The organism is Rhizobium lentis (assembly GCF_017352135.1).
GTDB lineage: Bacteria > Pseudomonadota > Alphaproteobacteria > Rhizobiales > Rhizobiaceae > Rhizobium > Rhizobium lentis.
This window is the reverse complement of record NZ_CP071454.1, coordinates 3,500,615-3,523,273: the sequence shown is the minus strand read 5'-3', so window position 1 is coordinate 3,523,273 and position 22,659 is coordinate 3,500,615. Positions and strand designations below refer to the sequence as shown.

The 22,659-nt window shown below is 60.4% G+C and carries 17 protein-coding genes, 2 pseudogenes and 1 riboswitch; of the genes and pseudogenes, 5 read left to right on the top strand and 14 right to left on the bottom strand.

Annotation, left to right across the window (positions count from 1 at the left end):
• Positions 1-39: 39 nt before the first annotated feature.
• Positions 40-1,029: a zinc-dependent alcohol dehydrogenase family protein gene (locus J0663_RS16885; RefSeq protein ID WP_207241433.1), complete on the bottom strand. Its 990-nt coding sequence runs from the start codon at positions 1,027-1,029 to the stop codon at positions 40-42.
• 104 nt (positions 1,030-1,133) lie between these two features.
• On the opposite strand from J0663_RS16885, the gene J0663_RS16880 reads away from it, so the two are divergent.
• The gene (locus J0663_RS16880; protein WP_207241432.1) at positions 1,134-2,033 is read left to right on the top strand and encodes a LysR family transcriptional regulator; all 900 of its coding nucleotides are present in this window, start codon (positions 1,134-1,136) and stop codon (positions 2,031-2,033) included.
• Between the two features lie 82 nt (positions 2,034-2,115).
• Here the strand turns inward: J0663_RS16880 and J0663_RS16875 are convergent.
• From J0663_RS16875 to clpP, 6 genes and pseudogenes are all read right to left on the bottom strand, one after another.
• Positions 2,116-4,313 (bottom strand): annotated as a pseudogene (locus J0663_RS16875) (esterase-like activity of phytase family protein).
• An 80-nt stretch (positions 4,314-4,393) separates the two neighbouring features.
• The gene (locus J0663_RS16870; protein ID WP_425504990.1) at positions 4,394-5,314 is read right to left on the bottom strand and encodes a DMT family transporter; all 921 of its coding nucleotides are present in this window, start codon (positions 5,312-5,314) and stop codon (positions 4,394-4,396) included.
• Positions 5,315-5,395: 81 nt separating this feature from the next.
• A riboswitch (FMN riboswitch) is annotated at positions 5,396-5,548 on the bottom strand.
• 116 nt (positions 5,549-5,664) lie between these two features.
• Complete coding sequence (gene hupB, locus J0663_RS16865; protein WP_003558438.1) at positions 5,665-5,940, bottom strand: DNA-binding protein HupB; 276 nt, start codon at positions 5,938-5,940, stop codon at positions 5,665-5,667.
• Between the two features lie 207 nt (positions 5,941-6,147).
• A complete protein-coding gene (lon, locus tag J0663_RS16860; protein ID WP_207241430.1) occupies positions 6,148-8,565 on the bottom strand; it encodes an endopeptidase La in 2,418 nt (805 codons plus the stop codon).
• Between the two features lie 403 nt (positions 8,566-8,968).
• On the bottom strand, positions 8,969-10,246 hold the full coding sequence (gene clpX / locus J0663_RS16855) for an ATP-dependent Clp protease ATP-binding subunit ClpX (protein ID WP_004680013.1): 1,278 nt from the start codon (positions 10,244-10,246) through the stop codon (positions 8,969-8,971).
• Between the two features lie 302 nt (positions 10,247-10,548).
• Positions 10,549-11,178 (bottom strand): ATP-dependent Clp endopeptidase proteolytic subunit ClpP, encoded by a 630-nt coding sequence (clpP, locus tag J0663_RS16850; RefSeq protein ID WP_003573944.1) that lies wholly within the window; start codon positions 11,176-11,178, stop codon positions 10,549-10,551.
• A 400-nt stretch (positions 11,179-11,578) separates the two neighbouring features.
• Between clpP and J0663_RS16845 the strand changes: the two genes are divergently transcribed.
• Positions 11,579-12,832, top strand: a complete 1,254-nt coding sequence (locus tag J0663_RS16845; RefSeq protein WP_207244525.1) for a GGDEF domain-containing protein — start codon at positions 11,579-11,581, stop codon at positions 12,830-12,832.
• Between the two features lie 146 nt (positions 12,833-12,978).
• Positions 12,979-14,223 (top strand): cytochrome P450, encoded by a 1,245-nt coding sequence (locus J0663_RS16840; RefSeq protein WP_207241429.1) that lies wholly within the window; start codon positions 12,979-12,981, stop codon positions 14,221-14,223.
• A 123-nt stretch (positions 14,224-14,346) separates the two neighbouring features.
• Here the strand turns inward: J0663_RS16840 and J0663_RS16835 are convergent, their stop codons facing one another.
• The 6 genes and pseudogenes from J0663_RS16835 to J0663_RS16810 all read right to left on the bottom strand — a co-directional run bounded on the left by J0663_RS16835 (position 14,347) and on the right by J0663_RS16810 (position 20,031).
• Positions 14,347-16,473 carry a bifunctional diguanylate cyclase/phosphodiesterase gene (locus J0663_RS16835; RefSeq protein WP_207241428.1) on the bottom strand — a complete coding sequence of 709 codons (2,127 nt, stop codon included), beginning with the start codon at positions 16,471-16,473 and terminating at the stop codon, positions 14,347-14,349.
• A gap of 230 nt (positions 16,474-16,703) precedes the next feature.
• Complete coding sequence (locus J0663_RS16830; RefSeq protein ID WP_207241426.1) at positions 16,704-17,054, bottom strand: cupin domain-containing protein; 351 nt, start codon at positions 17,052-17,054, stop codon at positions 16,704-16,706.
• 207 nt (positions 17,055-17,261) lie between these two features.
• The gene (locus J0663_RS16825) at positions 17,262-17,573 is read right to left on the bottom strand and encodes a DUF982 domain-containing protein (RefSeq protein ID WP_207241425.1); all 312 of its coding nucleotides are present in this window, start codon (positions 17,571-17,573) and stop codon (positions 17,262-17,264) included.
• Positions 17,574-17,819: 246 nt separating this feature from the next.
• Positions 17,820-18,122 (bottom strand): annotated as a pseudogene (locus J0663_RS16820) (VOC family protein); the annotation flags it as partial.
• A gap of 79 nt (positions 18,123-18,201) precedes the next feature.
• A complete protein-coding gene (locus J0663_RS16815; RefSeq protein WP_207241424.1) occupies positions 18,202-19,485 on the bottom strand; it encodes an O-acetylhomoserine aminocarboxypropyltransferase in 1,284 nt (427 codons plus the stop codon).
• 117 nt (positions 19,486-19,602) lie between these two features.
• Positions 19,603-20,031, bottom strand: a complete 429-nt coding sequence (locus J0663_RS16810) for a CoA-binding protein (RefSeq protein WP_207241423.1) — start codon at positions 20,029-20,031, stop codon at positions 19,603-19,605.
• Between the two features lie 117 nt (positions 20,032-20,148).
• Between J0663_RS16810 and J0663_RS16805 the strand changes: the two genes are divergently transcribed.
• Together J0663_RS16805 and J0663_RS16800 are read left to right on the top strand one after the other, a co-directional pair.
• The gene (locus tag J0663_RS16805) at positions 20,149-20,472 is read left to right on the top strand and encodes a hypothetical protein (protein WP_207241421.1); all 324 of its coding nucleotides are present in this window, start codon (positions 20,149-20,151) and stop codon (positions 20,470-20,472) included.
• Between the two features lie 471 nt (positions 20,473-20,943).
• The gene (locus tag J0663_RS16800; protein ID WP_207241420.1) at positions 20,944-21,780 is read left to right on the top strand and encodes an EamA family transporter; all 837 of its coding nucleotides are present in this window, start codon (positions 20,944-20,946) and stop codon (positions 21,778-21,780) included.
• On the opposite strand, the gene J0663_RS16795 is transcribed toward J0663_RS16800, so the two are convergent.
• Positions 21,781-22,605 (bottom strand): enoyl-CoA hydratase, encoded by an 825-nt coding sequence (locus tag J0663_RS16795; protein WP_207241419.1) that lies wholly within the window; start codon positions 22,603-22,605, stop codon positions 21,781-21,783.
• Positions 22,606-22,659 lie beyond the last annotated feature (54 nt).

Here is a 22,659-nt window from a genome sequence, read left to right as displayed (position 1 = left end):
CCTGGCCGGGCTTGAGACATCCTCCCAAGAAGGACCGGATCAGACTGTCACGACAATCTTGCCGAACTGCTCGTTCGATTCCAGAAAGCGGTGCGCCTCGACGATCTGCTCGAAGGGGAATGTCCTTGATGTGACAGGCTCCAGCGCGCCGGCCGCGAGCCCTTCGAGAATAAAGGTCTTTGCAGCCTGCAGCCGCGCCGGATCGCGGACGATCTCGTGGACGAGATAACCGCGTAGGGTCAGGCCTTTGCCGAGCACCGCAAGGAGCGGAAACGGCGTCGGCTCGGGGTCCAATCCGCCATATTCGATGAAAATGCCGCCCGGTGACATTGCCGCGCTCAGCGGCTCGAAGATGGGGCCGGCGACGGCATCGAAGACGACCCGCACGCCATCCGGGCCGGCGATGGCCATCAGCTTCATTTGCAGATCTTCCTCTTGTGAAACGAGGACATGCGCAGCGCCGGCATCGTGCAATGCCTGACGCTTGACCGAGGTCCTGGTAATTGCAATCGGAGTCGCACCGACCCTGTTGGCAATCTGGATCGCAGCAAGTCCCACGCTGCTCGATGCCGCGGTCACGGCGACGAAATCACCTTTGCTCAACCCCGCAATGTCGATGAGTGCGCCATAGGCCGTCAAAAATGGCATCCAGACGGCAGCGGCGCCTTGCAAGGACAGCGTCGGCGGATGCCTGACAACGAATTCGGCGGGAAAGTTTATGAGTTCCGCATAAGCCGGCCACTGGACCATAGAGATGGGCGGGATGATGCTGACACGGTCGCCAAGCACAAGACCGTCCACCCCCTCGCCCACCGCCTCGATGATTCCGGCCGCTTCGAGGCCGAGGCCCGAGGGCAGCGGCGCAGTTTCGATATAGGCGCCTGACCGCAACAAAGCTTCCGCACGATTGATGCCCAGCGCTTTGACGCGGATCTGTACCAGCCCCGGCTGGGGCGCGGGAATCACTACATCCTCGATGCGGAGAACCTCGGGACCGCCAAGCTCATGAAAGCGGATTACGCGTGCCATTCGATATCAACTCCAAAATGATTGAACCGAATGATCTATGCCAAGCCGCCTCCAGAAGATAAATTGGCCAGAAGGCAAGACAGAAGAAACCAAGAGTTAGCAATATGGATCGTCTCACCAGCATGGCCGTCTTCGTGAAGGCTGTCGATCTGGGCTCATTCGCAGCGGCGGCCGCGGCGCTTGGCCTGTCCGGACCTATGGTCGGCAAGCATATCCGCTTTCTCGAGGATCGCCTGGGTGTGAGCCTCCTCAATCGGACGACGCGTCGCCAGAGCCTGACGGATTTCGGACGCGCCTATTACGAGCGCTGCCGGATGATCCTTGCGGAGACCGAGGCTGCGGATGCGCTTGCGGTCGATCATCTTTCCGAACCATGCGGAAGGCTACGCGTCACCATGCCCGTTCATTTCGGTCGGCGCTGCGTGGTCCCGATCCTGATCGAACTCGCCCAGCGGCATCCGAATCTCGAACTTGATCTATCGCTCAGCGATCCTGTCATCGACCTTGCGGAGGGCGGCTACGATCTCGCGATCCGCACCGGCGAGTTGGAGGACAGGTCGGGCGTCATTGCGCGCCGTGTCGCGCGCCAGCGCATGGTGGTCTGCGCCTCGCCGGCCTATCTCGATGCCCAAGGCAGGCCCGAGCGGCTTGAGGATCTCGGCAGGCACGATGCAATCGTATATGCCCGCTCCGCCCGGCTCCGCCCGTGGCTTTTTCCGCGCGGCGACGAGCCACCGACTGAAATCAGGCCCAAGAGCCGATTGAGGCTCGACGATCTCGATGCCATTGCTGATGCGGCAACGGCAGGCATGGGGCTCGCCTGGTTGCCCTCCTGGCTTATCCGGGACCGTGTTCAGGCAGGGATGCTAGTGGTGGTGCTGTCGGACGAGCCGGAATTCCCGTATGATTGTCATGCGCTGTGGCTGCAGACACCACACCTGCCGCTCAGGACTCGTCTTGCGGTCAACGCACTGGCGGCTGAATTGCCCAAACTCATGGCGTAGACCAGGCTTTTCAGGGGCGAACCGGGCTAATGAAAACGGCCGGGACCAAAACCCGGCCTTTCAGTTTCGTGGGAACGCGAACTCAGTTCGTGGCGGTCAGGTCGACCGGGAAGAACAAGGTTTCGCCCGAAGAGTCGCTCACGCCGTCATTGTCGGTCACACCATAGGCCTTGCCCGATGCGTCGAAGGTGAAGCCTTCGAGTTTGTCGAGCACATAGCCGTTGGTCGCGGTCTTCAGTTCGCCGAGGAAGTCGTGGGCTTCGGTCTTCTTCACAACGGGCAGCTCGGTCCCGAGCTTGGCGGGCTTCAGCTCAGAGATCGCCACCTTGTAAAGTTTCTTCAGCCTGGCGGCGTCGCCGACGAGGTTGTCGCGCTCGATGATGTAGACGCTGTCACCCTGGGCGGAGATTTCCGACAGGCCGACCCAGCCGCTTTCCGCCTTGTCGAGCGGATAGCGCACTGCCCCCCATTCCTTCTTCTTCGGATTGTAGGAGACGAGTTTGACGAAGCCCTTTTCGTCGTCACCCCACTCGCGCTGGACCGCCATCCAGAGCGTGGCATCGTCGCCGCTGCCGACAATGGTCACGCCTTCGAAGCCATAGCGAATTTCGTTGGCGGCGAGTTCTTTCGGCAGGGCGATCTCGGCCTTGATATCGCCCTTGGCATTGACGTTGTAGAGGGCATGCGGAACGAGACGCTCGCTGTAGCCTTCCGAGGCGAGCCAGAAGGACCCGTCGCCGGCAGCCGCAATCCCCTCGATATCGAGCTTCTGAGCTGGAGCGCCGTCACGCTTAACAACGAGAGCGTCGGTGATGACCGCCGGTTTCTTGCCGGCATCGATCGTGTAAATCGTCGGCTGCGAGCCGAGAACGCTGTCGCTGACGGCGTAGAGCATGCTTGGTTTACCCGGAACGGCGGCGAGACCCGAAAGAGCTGCGAAGCCGATCGGATTGCCGTCCTTGTCAGCGGAGACGATCGTCGGATAGGCCTTCTCGCCTTCCGAACGTTCGTAGATCATCACGTGGGAGCGCGCGCCGCCATCCTTGCCGAGGTCGAGTTCGTTGGCAGTCGCCAAGAGATTGCGCTCTGGGATGGCGACCGCGCCCTCAGGCGAAATGCCCGACGGGAGCAGTTGGACGAGTTCGGGATCGGCGCCTGTATCCCTATAGACGCCGACAACCGAGGCGCGCTCGGCGAGCAGGAAGAAATACTGGTCTTCGCCGAACTTGGCGGCTTCGAGGCCCTCCGGCTCGACGCCCTTCGACCCTGACCGGCTTTCCGGATAGTGGCCGAGATGGGCGACGGCGCGTTCGAAGGATGCACCCGCTTCGTAGAGAAGCTTGCCCGTCTTGTCGAAGATGGTGAAGCTGCGCGATCCACCTTGGTAATCGCCTTCATTGGCAACGACGAGGCGGTTGTCGTCAAGCCACTTCACGGCGTCCGGCTCACGCAGCACGCCCTTGGATTCGCCCGCGAATTTCAGAGCGCCGTCGCGCTTGGTGTCGATGCCCGAGAGATCGACGCTGCCGGCGCTGAAGTGCGTCTTACCTGAGCCGTGTTGGCATCGATGATGACGATCTCGTTGTTTTCCTGCAGCGTCAGCGCAATTTCGTTCAGACCGTTGAAGGCGACGAATTCCGGCTCCGGATCCTCGGGCGCGACGCCGGCAAGACCGCTCAGCGCCACATGCTTGATGGTGCCGCAATCGACTGTGCCGTTCTTGAGCTGGAAGACAACGAGATCGCCGGCCGGCATCTGTGGGATCTTGCCGTCGTTGACGTCTTCGTCGCGCTCGTTTTCGATCGCGATGGCGCCGAGCGTCTTGTCCTTGTTGAGGGCGATCGAATCCGGCTGACCGCCGAGATCGCAGGTGTGCTCAATCTTTTTCGTCGCCACGTCGACGATCGCGAGGCGGCCGGAGGGTTTGGCCTTGCTTTCGGAAGTGTTGACGGCAACAAGCACCTTGCCGGCGCTCGAGGTGACCGATGTCGGTTCGCCGTCCGTCATCATCGCACCGTCAGCCTTCGGGGCCCTGGCGTCGGTAATGTCGATGAAGCCGATCGCACCGAGCGGGCTGTCGCTATAGATCAGCGTCTTGCCGTCATCGGTCGCGGTGACGATTTCGGCCGAAGTCGGCGAAAGCCTGTCCTTGTCGGCCGGCAGGTTCTGGGCGACCGGGAAAGAGGCGATGCGGTTGAAAACTGGCTCGGCCGCGGCCGGGACGGCAACGGAGGCGAGAAGCACGGCAGCAAACGCTGCCTTGCGCGATGAATTTGTCATGAAATCCCCCAATGTCGAAAAGATCGAACAGAGGTTTTTTGAGGGACTGCCATGACAGAGACATGACAGCCCGCGAGATTTCAGAGGTTTACGTCAGTCTCCTTCCTTTCCCGGCGCATCTCACTTCGCATGATGAAGAGAGAGGCAGAAAGGATGAGCGCGGCTCCCAGCCAGAGATAACCGGCCGGCGCATAGCCAAAGAAAAGCCAGCCGGCGAGCACGTTTAGCGGCAGCTTCAGATCGTCGAAGGGCTGGACATAGGCGGCATCCGCGCTGGCATAGGCAAGGGTCAGCAGATATTGCGCCACGACCGTCAGGAGGCCGGCCAGAAGGAAGAGCGCGAGCGTCGCGCCCGTCGGCACGGCAAAGCCCGCCGCAAGCGCCAGCCCGCCATTGACCGGCGTCAGCAGAACCAGCAGCCAGACGGTGATCGTTTCCGGCTTTTCGATGCCGGTCAGGCTCTTAGTGATGAGCGACGAGGCGCCCCAGAGCAGCGCCGAGAGCACCGGCAGCAATGCCGCCCAGGTGAAGTTGTCCGACCATGGCTGCAGGATGATCATAGCGCCGGCAAAGCCGACGCCGGTCGCCGCCCAGCGGGCCGGGCCGACGCGTTCGCCGAGGAACAGGCGGGCGCCGAGGATGATGAAGAAGGGCGAGGTCATGACAAGGGCGATGGCCTGCCAGATCGGCACCAAGGCAAGGCCGGACACCCAGGCCTCGACGCCAAGCGCGGCAAAGACGACCCGCACGACATGCCGCCAGGGATAATCCGTGCGCATGGCCGAAAGGCCTGCCTTCCGCAGGAAGGGCAAGGAGAAAAGGAAGGCGAAGGCATATTGCCAGAAGGCCGCAGAAGCCGGCGGAAAGGCAAGCGTCATCGTCAGCCACTGGGTGACGACATTGAGGAGCGAGAAGGCCACGCCTCCAAGCACCATGAAGGCTGCGCCGGCAAAGGCGCGGGAACGCGGGATTGCAAGGGAATTCTGATTCATGTCTTTCATCCAAAACAGGGACCAACATAAATCAGGACGCATGAACGACTGGATGCGGAGGCAGGCAGTCCCCTGCCCGCACGCAGCCATGCTCATTCTCTTTCATCCGGACTTTAACCGTCGGCTCCGGAATCGCACCGGATCTGCTGACCCCTCCCCGGTCAAAGCCTCGGAAGGCGCTCGCGGGCTCGGGCCGCAGCCCTTACCGCCGGTGGGGACTTTCACCCCGCCCTGAGAACAGCATTGTTGGTAAGACAAAGCGCTGCATACGGCAAGCGGCAAAACAAAAGGGGTCCGGCAGCGCCGAACCCCTCGAAAACCTGCTCAGCCGTTCTCGTTTACGGCCGGCGGATGATGAATCAGCCGTTGACGGCGTCCTTCAGGCCCTTGCCGGGCGTGAACTTCGGCACGTTGCGGGCCGGAATGTCGACTTCAGCGCCGGTCGACGGGTTGCGGCCCTTCGTTGCAGCGCGATGAGAAACGGTGAAGCTGCCGAAACCAGCGAGGCGGATATCGCCCTTGTTCTTGAGTTCGGCCTGGACAACGTCGAAAACCGCGTCAACAGCGGAAGCCGCGTCAGACTTCGTCAGTCCTGCCTTTTCGGCCACTGCGGACACGAGTTCATTCTTGTTCATGTTTCCACCCCTTTCTAAATGGTATGAAACGACTCAAATCTAAAGCTAGGCGCAGAATAGGTTTCATCAGGCCCGCCGAAAACCCAAAAGCCCTGCAAATCAGGGAAAAGCAAGCGTCTCCATGACGTTTTCACAAAAAAGGCTGGCGTTTCCGCCAGCCTTTTCTCGTCTTTTGCGCGAATTGGGCACAAATGTGGCAAATGCCGCTCAATGCGCTATGGTCGCGCCCGAATCGTCGAGACCTTCGACCGAAGTGATGACGGGCGTTTCCACGGTGCCATCCCACTCGATCGGCTCCGGCCGGCGGATCAGCGCATGCTTGATCACCTCGCCCATCCGGGAGACGGGGATGATCTCCATGCTGTTCTTCACGTTGTCCGGAATCTCCGCCAGATCCTTGGCGTTTTCTTCCGGAATCAGCACCTTCTTGATGCCGCCACGAAGCGCTGCAAGCAGCTTTTCCTTGAGACCGCCGATCGGCAGCACACGGCCGCGAAGGGTGATTTCACCGGTCATGGCCACATGCTTGTTGACCGGGATGCCGGTCATGATCGAGACGATGGCGGTCGCCATGGCGACACCGGCCGACGGACCATCCTTCGGCGTTGCACCTTCCGGCACGTGCACGTGGATGTCGTTCTTTTCGAACATCGGCGGTTCGATGCCGAAATCGACAGCGCGCGAGCGGACATAAGAGGCCGCCGCCGAGATCGATTCCTTCATGACGTCCTTCAGATTGCCGGTGACCGTCATACGGCCCTTGCCCGGCATCATCACGCCTTCGATGGTCAACAGCTCGCCGCCGACTTCCGTCCAGGCAAGACCGGTCACGACGCCGACCTGATCCTCGCCCTCGGCTTCGCCATGGCGGAAGCGCGGGACGCCCAGATAGTCGGCGATGTTGGCGGCCGTCACGTGAACGGACTTCGTCTTGCCCTTGATGATCTCGGTGACCGCCTTGCGGGCGAGCTTCATCAGTTCGCGTTCGAAGCTGCGGACACCGGCTTCACGGGTGTATTGCTGGCTGATCGCCATCAGGGCGTCGTCACTGACCGAGAACTCTTCCGGCTGCAACGCATGTTCCTTGATGGCCTTCGGCAGCAGGTGCCGCTTGGCGATCTCACGCTTTTCGTCCTCGGTGTAGCCGGCGATACGGATGATCTCCATGCGGTCCATCAAGGGCGCCGGAATGTTCAGCGTGTTCGCCGTCGTGATGAACATCACGTCCGACAGGTCGTATTCGACTTCCAGGTAATGGTCCATGAAGGTCGAGTTCTGCGCCGGATCGAGCACTTCGAGCAAGGCCGAGGACGGGTCGCCGCGGAAATCCATGCCCATCTTGTCGATCTCGTCGAGCAGGAAGAGCGGGTTGGACTTCTTCGCCTTCTTCATCGACTGGATGACCTTGCCGGGCATCGAGCCGATATAGGTGCGGCGATGACCGCGGATTTCGGCTTCGTCGCGAACACCGCCGAGCGCCATGCGGACATACTCGCGGCCGGTCGCCTTGGCGATCGACTGGGCGAGCGAGGTCTTGCCGACGCCCGGAGGGCCGACGAGGCAGAGGATCGGGCCCTTGATCTTGGTGGCGCGGGCCTGCACGGCCAGATATTCGACAATGCGCTCCTTGACCTTGTCGAGACCGAAGTGATCGGCTTCGAGGATCTTCTCGGCATTGTTGAGATCGGCCTTGATCTTCGACTTCTTGCCCCAGGGGATGCCGAGCAGCCAATCCAGATAATTGCGAACGACCGTGGCTTCGGCCGACATCGGGCTCATCTGGCGCAGCTTCTTCAGCTCCGCATCGGCCTTTTCACGGGCTTCCTTGGACAGCTTGGTCTTGGCGATGCGCTCTTCCAGTTCGCTCATCTCGTCGCGGCCTTCCTCGCCGTCGCCGAGTTCCTTCTGGATCGCCTTCATCTGCTCATTGAGGTAGTACTCGCGCTGGGTCTTCTCCATCTGGCGCTTGACGCGCGAGCGGATGCGCTTTTCGACCTGCAGAACCGAAATCTCGCCTTCCATGAAGCCGAGCGCCTTTTCGAGACGCTGCTTGACGCTCGTCGTCTCCAGCATCTCCTGCTTCTCGGTGATCTTGATCGACAGATGCGAGGCGACCGTATCGGCGAGCTTGGAATAGTCGTCGATCTGGCTGGCCGCGCCGACCACTTCGGGCGAGATTTTCTTGTTGAGCTTCACATAGCTTTCGAATTCGGAAACGACCGAGCGCGACAAGGCTTCCAGTTCGACCGGATCGTCATGTGGCTCCTCGAGCACATGGCCGAGCGCCTCATAGAAATCCTCGCGGCTCGTATAGGTATCGATCTCGGCGCGCGCACGGCCTTCGACCAGAACCTTGACGGTGCCGTCGGGCAGCTTCAGGAGCTGCAGCACGTTTGCCACGGTGCCGACATTGTGGATCGCCGAAGGGTCCGGATCATCGTCGCTGGCGTTGATCTGCGTCACCAGCATGATCTGCTTGTCGGAGCCCATAACCTCTTCGAGCGCACGGATCGACTTTTCCCGTCCGACAAACAGCGGCACGATCATATGCGGGAAAACCACGATGTCGCGCAGGGGTAGAACAGGGTAGGCAGTGCTGCTCGCTACAGACGTTTTCTTCGTCATTTTTTGTCCTTTCCATCGTCCCGTTACCGGGCTCTCTGCACGGCCGCTTGGGACCGGCCGGCACTCTCACTTGGCCTACAAGTGGAGGTTCTGACTACACTTTTCAAGCCACGCTAACGCCCGCGTTCCCCGGATGTGACAGCTTTATTACAACGGAACGCCAACACTATGATGCGCGTGGCTGGACCGGCGCTTACCACTTCCGACCCGGCTAAAATACAACGCCAGCAATAGGCTTACGGAATCGCTGCATCTTTACCAAGCACCGCCCCTTGCGCAACATCGGCAAAGGCAATTCCGGTCCCCACCGGCAAAATATTAACAGCGCCTCGTACGGTTTTTCAAATAGAAAGGGGCCTGCCGAAGGCAAGCCCCTTAAAATAATGGTGCGAAAACCAAGAGACTACGCGGATGCGTTGGCTTTTTCTTCCTGACGATCGGCATAGATGTAGAGCGGACGGGCCGAACCGCGCACCACTTCCTCCGAAATGACGACCTCGCGCACGCCTTCCAGCGTCGGCAGTTCGAACATCGTATCGAGCAGGATTTTCTCCATGATCGAGCGCAGGCCGCGGGCGCCGGTCTTGCGCACGATCGCCTTGCGGGCGATTTCGCGCAGGGCATCCTCGTGGAAGGTCAGTTCCACATCTTCCATCTCGAACAGGCGCTGATACTGCTTGATCAGCGCGTTCTTCGGCTCGGACAGGATCTGGATCAGCGCGTCCTCGTCGAGATCCTCGAGCGTCGCCAGAACCGGCAGACGACCGATGAACTCGGGGATGAGGCCGAACTTGACCAGGTCTTCCGGCTCCAGTTCACGCAGGACTTCGCCGACTCGGCGGTCGTCCTGGGCCTTCACGGTCGCGCCGAAGCCGATCGAAGTCTTCTCGCCACGGGCGGAGATGATCTTGTCGAGGCCGGCGAAGGCGCCACCGCAGATGAACAGGATGTTCGTCGTGTCGACCTGCAGGAACTCCTGCTGCGGATGCTTGCGGCCGCCCTGCGGCGGCACGGAAGCCACCGTGCCTTCCATGATCTTCAAGAGCGCCTGCTGGACGCCCTCGCCCGAAACGTCGCGGGTGATCGACGGATTGTCGGACTTGCGCGAGATCTTGTCGACTTCGTCGATATAGACAATGCCGCGCTGCGCACGCTCGACATTGTAGTCGGCGGCCTGCAGGAGCTTCAAGATGATGTTCTCGACATCCTCGCCGACATAACCGGCCTCGGTCAGCGTCGTCGCATCCGCCATGGTGAAGGGGACGTCGATGATGCGGGCGAGCGTCTGGGCAAGATAGGTCTTGCCGCAGCCGGTCGGGCCGACCAGCATGATGTTCGACTTCGCCAACTCGACTTCGCCGTTCTTGGAGGCGTGCGCCAGGCGCTTGTAATGGTTGTGAACGGCGACCGACAGGATCTTCTTCGCCTGCCGCTGGCCGATGACATATTCGTCGAGGACCTTGATGATGTCCTGAGGCGTCGGGACGCCGTCGCGGGACTTGACCATCGAGGACTTATTCTCCTCGCGGATAATGTCCATGCACAATTCGACGCATTCATCGCAGATGAAGACGGTCGGTCCGGCAATCAGTTTCCGGACTTCGTGCTGGCTCTTTCCGCAGAACGAACAATAGAGGGTGTTCTTGGAGTCGCCGCCGTTGCTGCCGCTGACCTTGCTCATATCACTTTCCTTCCAGCACGCCGCATTTCAAGGCGAAATCGCGGTCCACTCTATCAGCTCCTGGCGGTACTCCGTTTAGGGAGCCCTTGCCGAGAAGGGCTTCAGGGGCTACGAACCGGTCCCAATCAACCATGTCCAGGTTCCGGCGGCAACGAATTCCCCTTCGAATGCCAAATGCTATGTCATAAAAATTCAACATAGCATTAATAGTTACTATTAGCGTCTTCGTCGCCGGATGAAAGCCTTGTTCGATCACAAATGAGATAGAACTGTGGCGGCAAAAACACCATCCCAATTAATTACTAGGCCTGCTCGCCTTCCATCTCGAGACGCGAGGTCAGAACCTTGTCGATCACGCCCCAGCCCTGGGCCTCGTCCGCATCCATGAAATGGTCACGATCAAGCGTTTTTTCAACTTCCTCGTAGGTCCGGCCGGTGTGCTTGACGTAAACCTCGTTCAGGCGGCGCTTCATCTTGAGGATGTCGCGGGCGTGGCGCTCGATGTCCGAAGCCTGGCCCTGGAAGCCGCCCGAAGGCTGGTGAACCATGATGCGGGAATTCGGCGTGGCGAAGCGCATGTCCTTGTGGCCGGCGGCCAAGAGCAGCGAGCCCATGGACGCGGCCTGGCCGATGCAGAGCGTCGAAACCGCAGGCTTGATGAACTGCATCGTGTCGTAGATCGCCATGCCGGCGGTGACGACGCCACCGGGAGAATTGATGTAGAGAGCGATTTCCTTCTTCGGGTTTTCCGCCTCGAGGAAGAGAAGCTGGGCGCAGACGAGCGTCGCCATGTGATCCTCGACAGCGCCCGTCAGGAAGATGATGCGTTCCTTCAACAGGCGGGAATAGATGTCGTAGGAGCGTTCACCGCGGTTGGTCTGTTCCACGACCATCGGCACGAGGGCCATTGCGGTATCAACTGGGTTTCTCATGTGCGTCCTTTGTCAACGTCATGCCGGCATGCGCCGGGAATCAAAGAAAATGTCTTATCCCTACATAGAGTGTCCCTGCCCTCCTCTTCAAGACACGCATTGGGATAACGTTAAGAAGGCGGGGCAAGGCGGCGAAGCTTTCGGCACCGGCAGCCTCTTTCCCGCAAACGCCTGTTGACCGCGAGGCCTCGCCCCCCTCTCCCCCGACTTTTCTCTGTGGCAGTATGAAGGAAAGATTACTCCATTCGGCAGTGCTCACACACGTTTACCCAACGGAAAGCCTACCACCAGATACCGGTCGAAAATCATGCCGCAGTGCAACGGCATTAAGGAAGTGGCGAGCTTCCTCGGCAAGGATGCGAGGCCAACAGACAAGGCCGACGGGCAAGGGGTTGCTGCCGTGTTCAATATCGCTACAGGTCTCGCCATCTGGTGTTCGGAGGCCATGACGCTCGCTTTGGTGCTGTTCGTCGCCTGGCGCCACAACGTCAGGAACGAAGCCTATCTCTATTGGGGCCTCGGCTTCCTGCTGACCGGCATCGGCTTTGCGATGATCTCATTGCGCGGCGAAATCCCCAGCCTGTTTTCCATCGAGGCGGGCAATGCCATCGCCCTGCTCGGCCAGAGCGCCTGGGTGGCAGGCTTTCTCGCACTCGACCGCAAGAAGATCGAATGGTGGGCGCTGCTGCCGCCGGCAATTTGGCTGGCCGGGGTCTTTCTGCCCTGGGTCAACACCGATTATTCAAACCGCGTCGTGCTCTACAATCTCGCTTCGGCGACCGGTGCCACGGCACTGGCCATGGCGGTCGCCGCCGGCGACATGCGCCGCGAGCGCACCCGCATCAAGCTGATGGGCGTGTTCGTCATCCAGGGCTGCCTCTGTTTCGGCTCGGCGCTGACGATGGCGGTGACGCTGCCAAGCGATATCGAGGCGACCAATCTCGGCGGCGTCTCGGCCATGGCAAGCGCCTTCCTGCTGACGATAGCCTTCGCGCTCACCTGCAAACTGGTCATGGAGCGCTCCGAACGGCATCTGCGTGCAATGACGTTGACCGATTCGCTCACCGGCGTGCTCAACCGCCGCGGCCTGCTCGGCTATTTCGAATCCATCCAGGAGAGAGCCCATGGGGAACAGCGGCAGGTCGCGGTATTCCTTTTCGACCTCGACCATTTCAAGCGTGTCAACGATCGCTTCGGCCACCAGTCCGGCGACGCCGTGCTAACCGACTTCGCGCACATGGCCCGCCAGTATATCCCAAACAACATCTTCGGCCGCATGGGCGGCGAGGAATTCGCCGCCTTCGCGGCTGTCGCGGACCAGACGGAAGCCGAGGCGGTGGCCGAAGCGATCCGCACCGAATTCTGCCGCCTTCCGGTCAGCACCGGCGACGCGATCGTTCCGGTCACGGTCAGTATCGGCATTGCCCTCGCCTCCTCGATCGAAGCCAATATCGACAAGCTGATCTCGGCCGCCGATCGGGCGCTCTATGCGGCCAAGGCCGCCGGCCGCAATTGCACGGTCACCTTCGGTGAGGCGGAAGCGGCGGCGCCCGCGCCGGCCACGCCGAGCACCACCGCCGGCGAACTCGTGCCGACGGTCGACGACCAGGTCGAGGCGTTGCGACGCATGGGCGCGCTGTCGCGGGCCGGCTAACCGCAAGCCCGAAAACTGAGTCAATCCGCAGGCTTAGACGCGGATCTTAATGTGGTCAGCGCGTCCGATCGGGCGCGCCTCGTTTGCCGCCGGCTCTCCTCACGCGCATCTTTTCGAGGGCGGGCAAATCCGTTAAGCCTCAACGGATGACGATACCGCCCTTTCTTTCGATCGACCGCGCCAGCCGACATGTGTCGCTGGATGCCCGCAATCCGGCCTTCTACGGCAATCCGAATGCAGTCTATGCGGCGCTTCATGCCCACTGCCCGACCTTCTACTGGACCGAGCAGAAACAGTGGTTCTTCACTGGCTACGACCATGTGAACGGGCTGCTGCGCGACCGCCGCTTCGGCCGGCAGATCCTGCATATCGCCAGCCGCGAGGAGCTCGGCCTTGCCGAGCCAATGCCGCATCTTGAACGTTTCGATCTCTCGGAACGCTACTCCCTGCTCGAGCTCGAACCGCCGGAACACACGCGGCTGCGCACGCTCGTCAACCGCGCCTTCGTCTCGCGCCATGTCGAGAAGATGAAACCTGATCTTGCTGCGCTTGCCAACCGGCTGATCGACAGCTTCGCCGGCAAGCGCGAAGTCGAGTTGCTCTCGGCCTTTGCCGACGTCATCCCGGTGACCATGATTGCCCGCATGATCGGCATCCCCGAGGAGATGGGGCCGCAGTTGCTCGCCTGGTCGCACGCCTATGTCCGCATGTACATGTTTGGCCGCACCCGCCAACAGGAAGAAGAGGCCGAACGGGCGGCCAGGGAATTTTCCGATTATGTGCGGACGGTGATCGCGGAACGCAGAGCTGAGCCGCGCGACGACCTGCTGACTCACATGATCCACACCGAGCACAAGGGCCAGTATCTCACCGAGGAGGAGCTCATCTCGACGACGATCGTCCTGCTTAATGCCGGCCATGAGGCGACCGTGCACCAGATCGGCAATTCCGTGCGCACCATTCTCGACAGCGGTTGCGATCCGGCCGACCTCTTTCACGATGAAGCCGCGACGGAGCGTACCGTCGAGGAGACGCTGCGCATCTGCGCGCCCGTCCACATCTTCCAGCGCTGGGCGCTCGAGCCCGCGGAGATCGACGGTGTCTCCTTGAAGCGCGGCGACAAGGTGAGCCTTATCCTCGCCGCCGCCAATCTCGATCCGGCGAAATTCACCGATCCCCTCGCCTTCCAGCCCGACCGCAACGAGGCGCCAAACCTCTCTTTCGGGGCCGGCATCCATTTCTGCATCGGCGCGCCGCTGGCCCGGCTGGAGCTCAACGTCGTGCTGCCGATCCTGTTCGAACGGCTTGCCGGCCTCGCGCTGGCGAAGACACCTGTCGTCAAGGATGTCTATCATTTCCACGGGCTCGACCGGCTGGATCTTCGATGGTGATGCGTTCGGGATCGCGGGTCAGCTGTAACGTCGGGTGATGTCGTCTTCAGCCCATTTGACCTTCGGCGGCTGGTAAATCTCAGCGGAAGCCCCGACGCAGCGTAATGCGGCAATCCCGCTGCTTTACGCCGCCTGTTCTTGAAGTTTGCTGGATATGTCGCGCGCCGACATGGGTTTTCCCATCAAATAGCCTTGCAGCTGATCGCAGCCGGCCTCCCGCAAGATCGCTGCCTGGCGGATATTCTCGATGCCTTCTGCTGTGACGGGAATCTGCAGGGCGGTTGCCAGAGCGATGGTCGCCTTGAGAACATCGGCGCCATTCGAGGCCTGGTCGAGAGCGGAGACCAGCGAGCGGTCGATCTTCATCCGATCAAAACCAAACTGCCGCAATGCGCCAATGCTTGCATAGCCGCAGCCGAAGTCGTCGAGCGCGAATTTGATACCGACCTGCTTGAGGTGATCTATCGACCGCCTGGCCTGATCCGGATTTGTCATGAGGACGCCTTCGGTGATTTCCAACGTCAGGCGGCTCGGATCGAAATCGAGTTCCTGCAGGAGCGAGATCACTTCGGCGGCAAATTCCGGATTGCAGAGCTGGACCGGCGAAACGTTGACCGACAGTGCCAGACCGGGCCAGTTCTTGGCATGCTCGATCGATGTTTTCAGCATATGGCTGCCGAGCGCATCGATGAGGCCGCATCGTTCGGCAAGCGGAATGAAAATCTCCGGGCTGACATTTCCTGTCGCAGTCCGCCAGCGGGCCAACGCTTCAAGACCGGTGACAGCGCCAGTCGTCGCAGAGACGAGGGGTTGGAAGACGGCTTCGATGGTGCCATTGCCGATGGCGCTCTTCAACAGACTTTCCAGCTCGGCGATCCTTTGGCGCTCCCGATCGAGTTCGGGATCGTATTCGATCGCCCGGCCTCTGCCATTTTCCTTGGCGCGATAGAGCGCCATATCGGCCCTGCGGAGAAGCTCCAAAGGCGGCATGTCTCGGTCGTGCGTTGCAGCGCCGATACTGGCGCCAACTTCGATCGTCCGACCGTCGATTTTGAAGGGCTCGGCGAACAGCGAAAGAATGGTCTCTTCTATCTCTCCGCGCGCGGCGGTTCCGACCTGCACCAGCGCGAATTCGTCGCCTCCGAGCCGCGCCACAGCTACGACGTCGGGGTGGCAGGCGATCAGCGCGTTCGACACGAGCCGGATCAGCTCATCCCCCACTGCATGTCCCCAGGCATCGTTCACCGCCTTGAAACCGTCGAGATCGACCAGATAGAGCCGAGGCGGGCAATAATCCGAGACTTCCAGCTCTTCCAGCAGGGCGAGAAGACCATGCCTGTTCAAGAGGCCGCTCAGGCTATCATGGTTCGCTTCGAAAATAGCTGCTTGCGCCAGTTGGCGCAGGCGCCGCGCCTCGGAGGCGCCCACCAGCAGAACGCCGGCCAGGAACAGCACGAGGATGACGATAGCGGCTGCAATATAGGGATAGACCTGTCGGAACACGGTGCTTCCCGGCGCTTTGCTCGGCCAAACGAGATGGCCGATGACCCGACCCCTCATATCCGTGATCGGTGTGTTCAGCAGGCCCGGCTGGGGGGCGGCTGAAAGGCGCAGCCCCGCGAGTTCGTGTTCGTTCGAAAGCGTGCCGAGAACTTCCGAATTGAATTCCTTGTAGAAGCTCAGCACGCTCAGCTTCGGGAGCTCGCCTTCCGCTTCATAAGGCTGGATTGCCTGTGACGCGATCAGCGCGATGCCCTTTTCGGTCTTGACGAAATTGACCACCGGCGTCTGTCCGAAATCGGCAGCTGTGTTGATCTGGTGGTAAAAGGCATCGCCGAAAAAGACGCTCGGCTGGAAGGGTTTGCCTTTGGCATAGGCGGAGACGATCGAGGAGCGGTCGGGACCGACGACAATCGCGCCGTCATAGAGTGGGTAATCCTCGCTGGTTTTGCCCCAGTTCTCATAGGCCCAATCGGCAGCGCCGGGAGATGCGATCGACTTATAGGCATCATCCCATACGGCGTTGTCCGTCGTTGTCGCGCTCAGACGACTGACAAAGGCCGCGATTGACGCACGGGCGGCGCGACTGGCCCTGGCATCGTCGATTTCATTCGCCGACCGGGTCATCGCAGCGACGACATGCGCCATGAGGCCGGTCAGCACGAGCGCGACGACGAGGAAGAAAACGGTTGTCGCTATGATGGAAGACGTTTGGGTCCGAACGTGCCTACCCGCAAGATTCGACGACATGCCAATCCCGAAAAGATGAACTGCAAGGCCATGTCTATGGTGACGGCAGGAGACTTCATGTCCGCAATGCGCTGCAGATAACCTCTACCATGTGACGATATATGCACCGTTAATGAAATTGATTAAATGCCGACCATTCCGGAAAGAGGGGCCGCTATTTCAGGAAAGACGGACGATAGTCGCCGCAAACCGGGACAGGCCCGACATCGTCGCAGCCGATCCGCAGCTGCTCAAATCTTGATCACGTAGTCCTTGCGAGTCGTTTCAACGACTTCCCAGGTTCCCTTGAAGCCGGGTCTGAGGATCATCCGGTCGCCCGCCTTCAGATGAACCGGCTCACCACCGTCTTCCGTGACAATCGAATGACCGGATAGCAGGCTGAAATATTCCCACTCCTCGTAAACGATCCGCCACTTGCCTGACGTCGCCTCCCAGATGCCGGAATAGAGGCCGCCTTCGGCCTCCTCCAGATTCCAGGTCCGAAATTGCGGATTGCCGAAGATGATCCGCTCAGGCTTCGGCGCGCCGAACTCGGGTTCGATGCCATCGATGTTGAAGGTGATGAAATTCGCCACGGCCATACTGGACCTCTCCGATATCAGTGTACGCAGCATAGGCTGGCGCGTTTGCAATTTTCTATCTCGTCGCACGCGTGACGCTGGCACCGGGGTCCATTTCCTTACCGCCGGACGGACTGCAAGGAAAGGGATTGCAGGTATCGGCGTGGCCATGGCGGCGACTATTCTCCTGCCAGAGCGGTGGACTCGAGCAGCCTCTTGAATTGCAGGCTATCTTGGCGCGCCTGAGTGCAGGTCCGGTCGCCGATCTCCTATTCCCGGCTGGACGACGGTGAGAGCCGCGATACCCGCTTCGTCGGCCGCACGCAAAAGCGCTTCCCGGAACCGTTCCGGGGCAATTTTTCCACTAATTGCGTCGACGCAGGCTTTTACGGCAGCGACATATTCCTCGCCATCATCGGAAGGCCAGTCGTTGATCAGGAGATATGCCGCATCCCCCAGCGTCCGGACGATCTTACGCGTCGCCGGACCGCGCAGAGCGAGCGCGACCGGCGTGAATGCCGATGATGTATTCCAGCACATTGTCCCCGACCCCTCAAGGCATGGTTACTGCAACCTCACTTGCAATATACGCGCTTTTTTAAAATTTGGAATTGAGAACGGCGTGATAAAACTGCTTGAACGCGCAGTGCCGGATATACAAAAGAAAGGGCGTTCCACGACCTTTGTCGGAGCGCTCTGCTGATACGACGGAATTCGCGACTAGTGACCGCGGAGGCAAAGCGGCTGTCCGTTTGGAACGACGCTTACGCTGCCGCCATCGACCGTTCAGTTCGTGTGGTTGCTGCTCACTCTGACATAATAGCCGTCGGGATCGACAAGGCGAAAGTCGCGCAGTCCCCAGGGCTGCTTGGCAAGGGCCGAAAGCGGCCAGCCGCTCTCTTTCGCCTTGCGATAAGCATTCTCAACATTGGCGACCTTCAAGACGATCTCGACGCCGAGGCCGACCCTATCGCCGATTTCAATGCGTAATGGATGATCGCGCGAAAGGACGCTTCGCGAATTGATCGCGATGACGGCGTCACCGTATCTCAACATCGTATATTCCGGGCTCACGGAGCCCTGGACGTCAATTCAATCGATGTCTCCGGCGTTGGACAAGTAACTCCAACGTCAGGTGCAACAGCTGCCCCTTTTCTGACAAGGACAATCAGATCTTGGAGAGGGCCTGTTCGAGATCGGCGATGATGTCCTTGACGTCCTCGATGCCGATGGAAAGGCGCACCACGTCAGGTCCGGCACCGGCGGCGACCTTCTGCTCGTCGCTCAACTGCCGGTGCGTCGTCGAAGCGGGATGGATGACGAGCGAGCGGGTGTCGCCGATATTGGCCAGGTGGGAGAAGAGCTCAAGCCCCTCGACCAGCGTCTTGCCAGCCTCATAACCGCCCTTGACGCCGAAGGTGAAGACCGAGCCTGCGCCCTTCGGCGAATAGCGCTGCTGCAGGGCGTGGTTCGGATCGTCTTCCAGACCGGCATAATTCACCCAGGCGATCTTGCTGTGCGCCCGCAGCCACCGGGCGACAGCGATGGCATTGTCGCTGTGGCGCTGCATTCTAAGCGGCAGCGTTTCGATGCCGGTCAGGATCAGGAAGGCGTTGAAGGGCGAGATCGCCGGCCCAAGGTCGCGCAAGCCGAGCACGCGGGCGGCGATCGCGAAGGCGAAATTGCCGAAGGTCGCGTGCAGCACCATGCCGTTATATTCCGGCCGCGGGCTCGACAGCATTGGATAGTTGCCTGACTTCGACCAATCGAAGGTGCCGCCGTCGACGATGAGGCCGCCCATCGAATTGCCGTGACCGCCGAGAAATTTCGTCAGCGAATGCACGACGATATCGGCGCCGTGCTCGATCGGACGGATGAGATAGGGTGTTGCCATCGTATTGTCGACGATCAGCGGCAGGCCGTGGCGATGCGCGACGTCGGCGATGGCGGCGATATCGACGAAGGTGCCACCCGGATTGGCAAGGCTTTCGATGAAGATGGCCCGCGTCTTGTCGTCGATCTGGCTTTCGAAGCTTGCCGGATCGTCAGAATCGGCCCAGCGCACCTGCCAGCCGAAATTCTCGAAAGCATGGCCGAACTGATTGATCGAGCCGCCGTAGAGTTTGCGGGCGGCGACGAAATTTTCGCCCGGGCGCATGATGGTGTGGAAGACGATCATTTGCGCCGCGTGGCCGGAAGCGACGGCAAGGGCTGCCGTGCCGCCCTCGAGCGCGGCGACGCGCTCCTCGAGCACGGCCTGCGTGGGGTTCATGATGCGGGTGTAGATATTGCCGAAGGCCTGCAGGCCGAAGAGGGCGGCGGCATGGTCGGAATCGTTGAAGACGAAAGCGGTCGTCTGGTAGATCGGCGTCACCCGCGCGCCGGTCGCCGGGTCGGGCTGCGCGCCGGCGTGGACCGCCAAGGTGTTGAATCCCGGATCATTCTTCGCCATGGCGTCCTCCAGTTTGTTGCTGACGGCGGGATCATAGCCTGTCGCTGGCGAAAGTTAATCGCGATCCGTTTCAACCCGCGGGCGTTCGGTGGAAAATCCGTCTCAGGGCAGCCCTGTTCAGGCAATGAGCCGAGGATATTCGATCGCCGGGCAGCGGTTCATCACCACTTTAACGCCGGCTGCTTCCGCCTTTGCCGCCGCCGCATCGTCGCGGACGCCAAGCTGAGACCAGATAACCTTCGGCAACGGCCTCAGCGCCAACGCCTCCTCGACGACCCCGTCGAGATATTCAGAGGCACGAAAGACGTCGACCATATCGATCGCCACAGGAATGTCGGCAAGCCGGGCGTAGACGGTGCGGCCCTGAATCTGCTTGCCCGCCTGCCCCGGATTGACAGGTATCACCTCGTAACCGCGCGACAGCAGATAGCCCATGACGCCGTTGCTCGGCCGGGCCGGATTCGGCGAGGCACCCGTCAGCGCGATGGTCTTTACCGAGTGCAGTATTCCGGCGAGGAAATCATCGGTGTAGAGGTCGTGATTCATATCCGTTTCTCCATTCCGGGGTGCCTTGAGCCGGCCGGCATGTTTTTTTTGCATGTTCGTGAACCGGCCGCACATGTTTTCCGTATATATGAGTGGAATGGCCTTGAGGATGATTCAATGAGAAAAATTGCTCTTGCCCTCACGCTAGTGCTCGCCGCATCGCCGGCAGTGGCGATCTCGCGCTACAATCCGCTCACCATGAGCTGCGCCAGCGTGCGCGCCGCCATCCACAATCAGGGCGCCGTCATCTTCCGCTACCAATCTCCCCGCGGGCTGCCGCTCTATGATCGCTACGTGCGCAACAGCAATTATTGCGATGCGACCGATTATGCGGAGTGGACGCATATCCCCTCAAAGGACGATCCCCGCTGCCCGGTCCTGAACTGCCAAAGCATCGACAACCTTGACGGGATGCTTTTCGTTCCGCATCATCAGCTGTGATATTTTTGCCTCCGTGGCCTGACAAGGACCATGCGCCTTTCACGTTTGCGAAAGGCCTCCGGCTCAATCCCGCGCTGCGATTTCTTTTGCAAAACACAATCAAAAGCTTCATTTTTCGCATATGTCAAAGTTATAGAATAATATCTGTATTTCAGCAACATAGAAAGATCCGATCAGGGAAGTCTCCGACTGATTTCTTTTTTTGTTCTCTATAATATCCCGTTACGTTCTCGCTTCCATTAGAAACATCTCATAGTTGCGAAGATCGCTTTGATTGAACGCATATCGCGCGCACGTAAAAATTGTCGGCCGGTGCCTCCATTGTTTGAGTATTGAAAGGGTGGTAGGGGAAAGAGAGACAGATCCGCGACCGCGGCGATGCCTTTCGTGCAAATTCCAGTTGTCTTTCCAGAAGTTGCCCTGTCCGGGCGAAGCGTGCTTTATTTTCCCCTACAGCACCGGATTTATGCTTTGCCTCTCGACGTCATCCTGCTTGTTCTGTTCGGCGCGTTGCTGCATGCGACATGGAACGCGATCGTCAAAGCGGGAAGCGATAAATCGCTTGATGCGGCGCTGATTTCGGCCGGCGGTGCGGTATCGGCATTGCCGTTTCTGGCATTTCTGCCGTTGCCACAAAGCGAGGCCTGGCCGTTTATCGGCGCCTCGGCCATTCTGCAGTTCGCCTATTTCCAACTGGTCGCCGCCGCCTACCGGGCCGGCGACATCGGTCTCGTCTATCCGCTCATGCGTGGCTGCGCGCCGTTGCTGATCGCCGCGACAAGCGGTATCGTCCTGCGGGAAAATCTTTCCGGCGCCACTCTCGCCGGCATCGTGACGATTTCGGCCGGAGTGCTGACGCTCGCCGTGGAGGCCCGGCGCAACAGCGGCCGTGCGGTCGCCTTGTCCATTGCCAATGCCTTCGTCATCGCCACCTACACTTATGTCGACGGTATCGGCGCACGCCTTTCAGGCAATGCGGTTTCCTATACGTTGTGGATGTCGCTGCTGCCGCCCATACTGCTGTTTAGCTGGGCGGCGTCCCAGCGCGGCAGCTTGACAGTGGTGCGTCACGTTCGTCTCAACTGGTGGCGCGGCCTTATCGGCGGCGCGGGCTCGATTGCATCCTACGGGTTGGCGCTCTGGGCGATGACGAGGGCGCCGGTTGCGACGGTTGCCGCGCTGCGGGAAACCGCGATCCTCTTTGCGCTGGTGATCTCTGTCGTCGTATTCAAGGAAAAAGCCGGCATCTGGCGTTACGTCGCCGGCGTCGTCATCGCGATCGGCGTGCTGGTTCTGAAGCTGGCCTAATCATTCGCCCTTCCATTCCGGCTTGCGCTTGCTGAGGAAGGCACCGATCCCTTCCTGCGCATCCCGCACCAGCATATTCTCCACCATCACCCTCACGGCACAATCATAGGCTGCCTCCGCCGGCAGTTCGAGCTGCTGGTAAAAAGCTTCCTTGCCGATTTTCAGGATCAATGGCGATTTTCCGGCGATCACGGCTGCATATTTGGCAACCACCTGCGCCAGATACTGCTTCGGCACGATACGATTGACGAGACCGAAATCCTTGGCGGTCGAGGCGTCGATCGTCTCGCCGGTCAAAAGCATCTCCATCGCCTGCTTGCGATGAGCGGCACGGGAAACAGCCACCATCGGCGTCGAGCAGAACAGGCCGATGTTGACGCCCGGCGTGCAGAATGTCGAACTGTCGGTGCAGATTGCCAGATCGCAGGAGGCAACGAGCTGGCAGCCGGCAGCCGTTGCCAGACCGTCGACCTCGGCAATAACAGGCTTCGGCAGATGCGCGATCTTCAGCATGAGATCGGCGCAGAGCCGGAAGCTCCTTTCGAAGAAAGCGGCTCCCTGATCTTCATCGGCGCGATGGGCCGTCATCTCCTTGAGGTCATGGCCGGCGGAAAAGACATTGCCGGTCGAGGCGATGACGACGACGCGCACATCGGCATCCGACGCGGCCTTCTCAAGTTCGGCCACCAGCGCTTCGAGAAGCGCGATCGAAAGCGCGTTGGCCGGCGGGTCATTCAGCACGAGCCGCAGCACGCCGTGGCGCAGTGAGCGGACCAACAATCCAACCGCCCTGTCTGCGTCCGGGAAGGATACGATTTCCGCCATGATGCTGCTCCCTGCGCTAGATTTCCAGAGAACCGTTCTGCCACACCGCGCCGG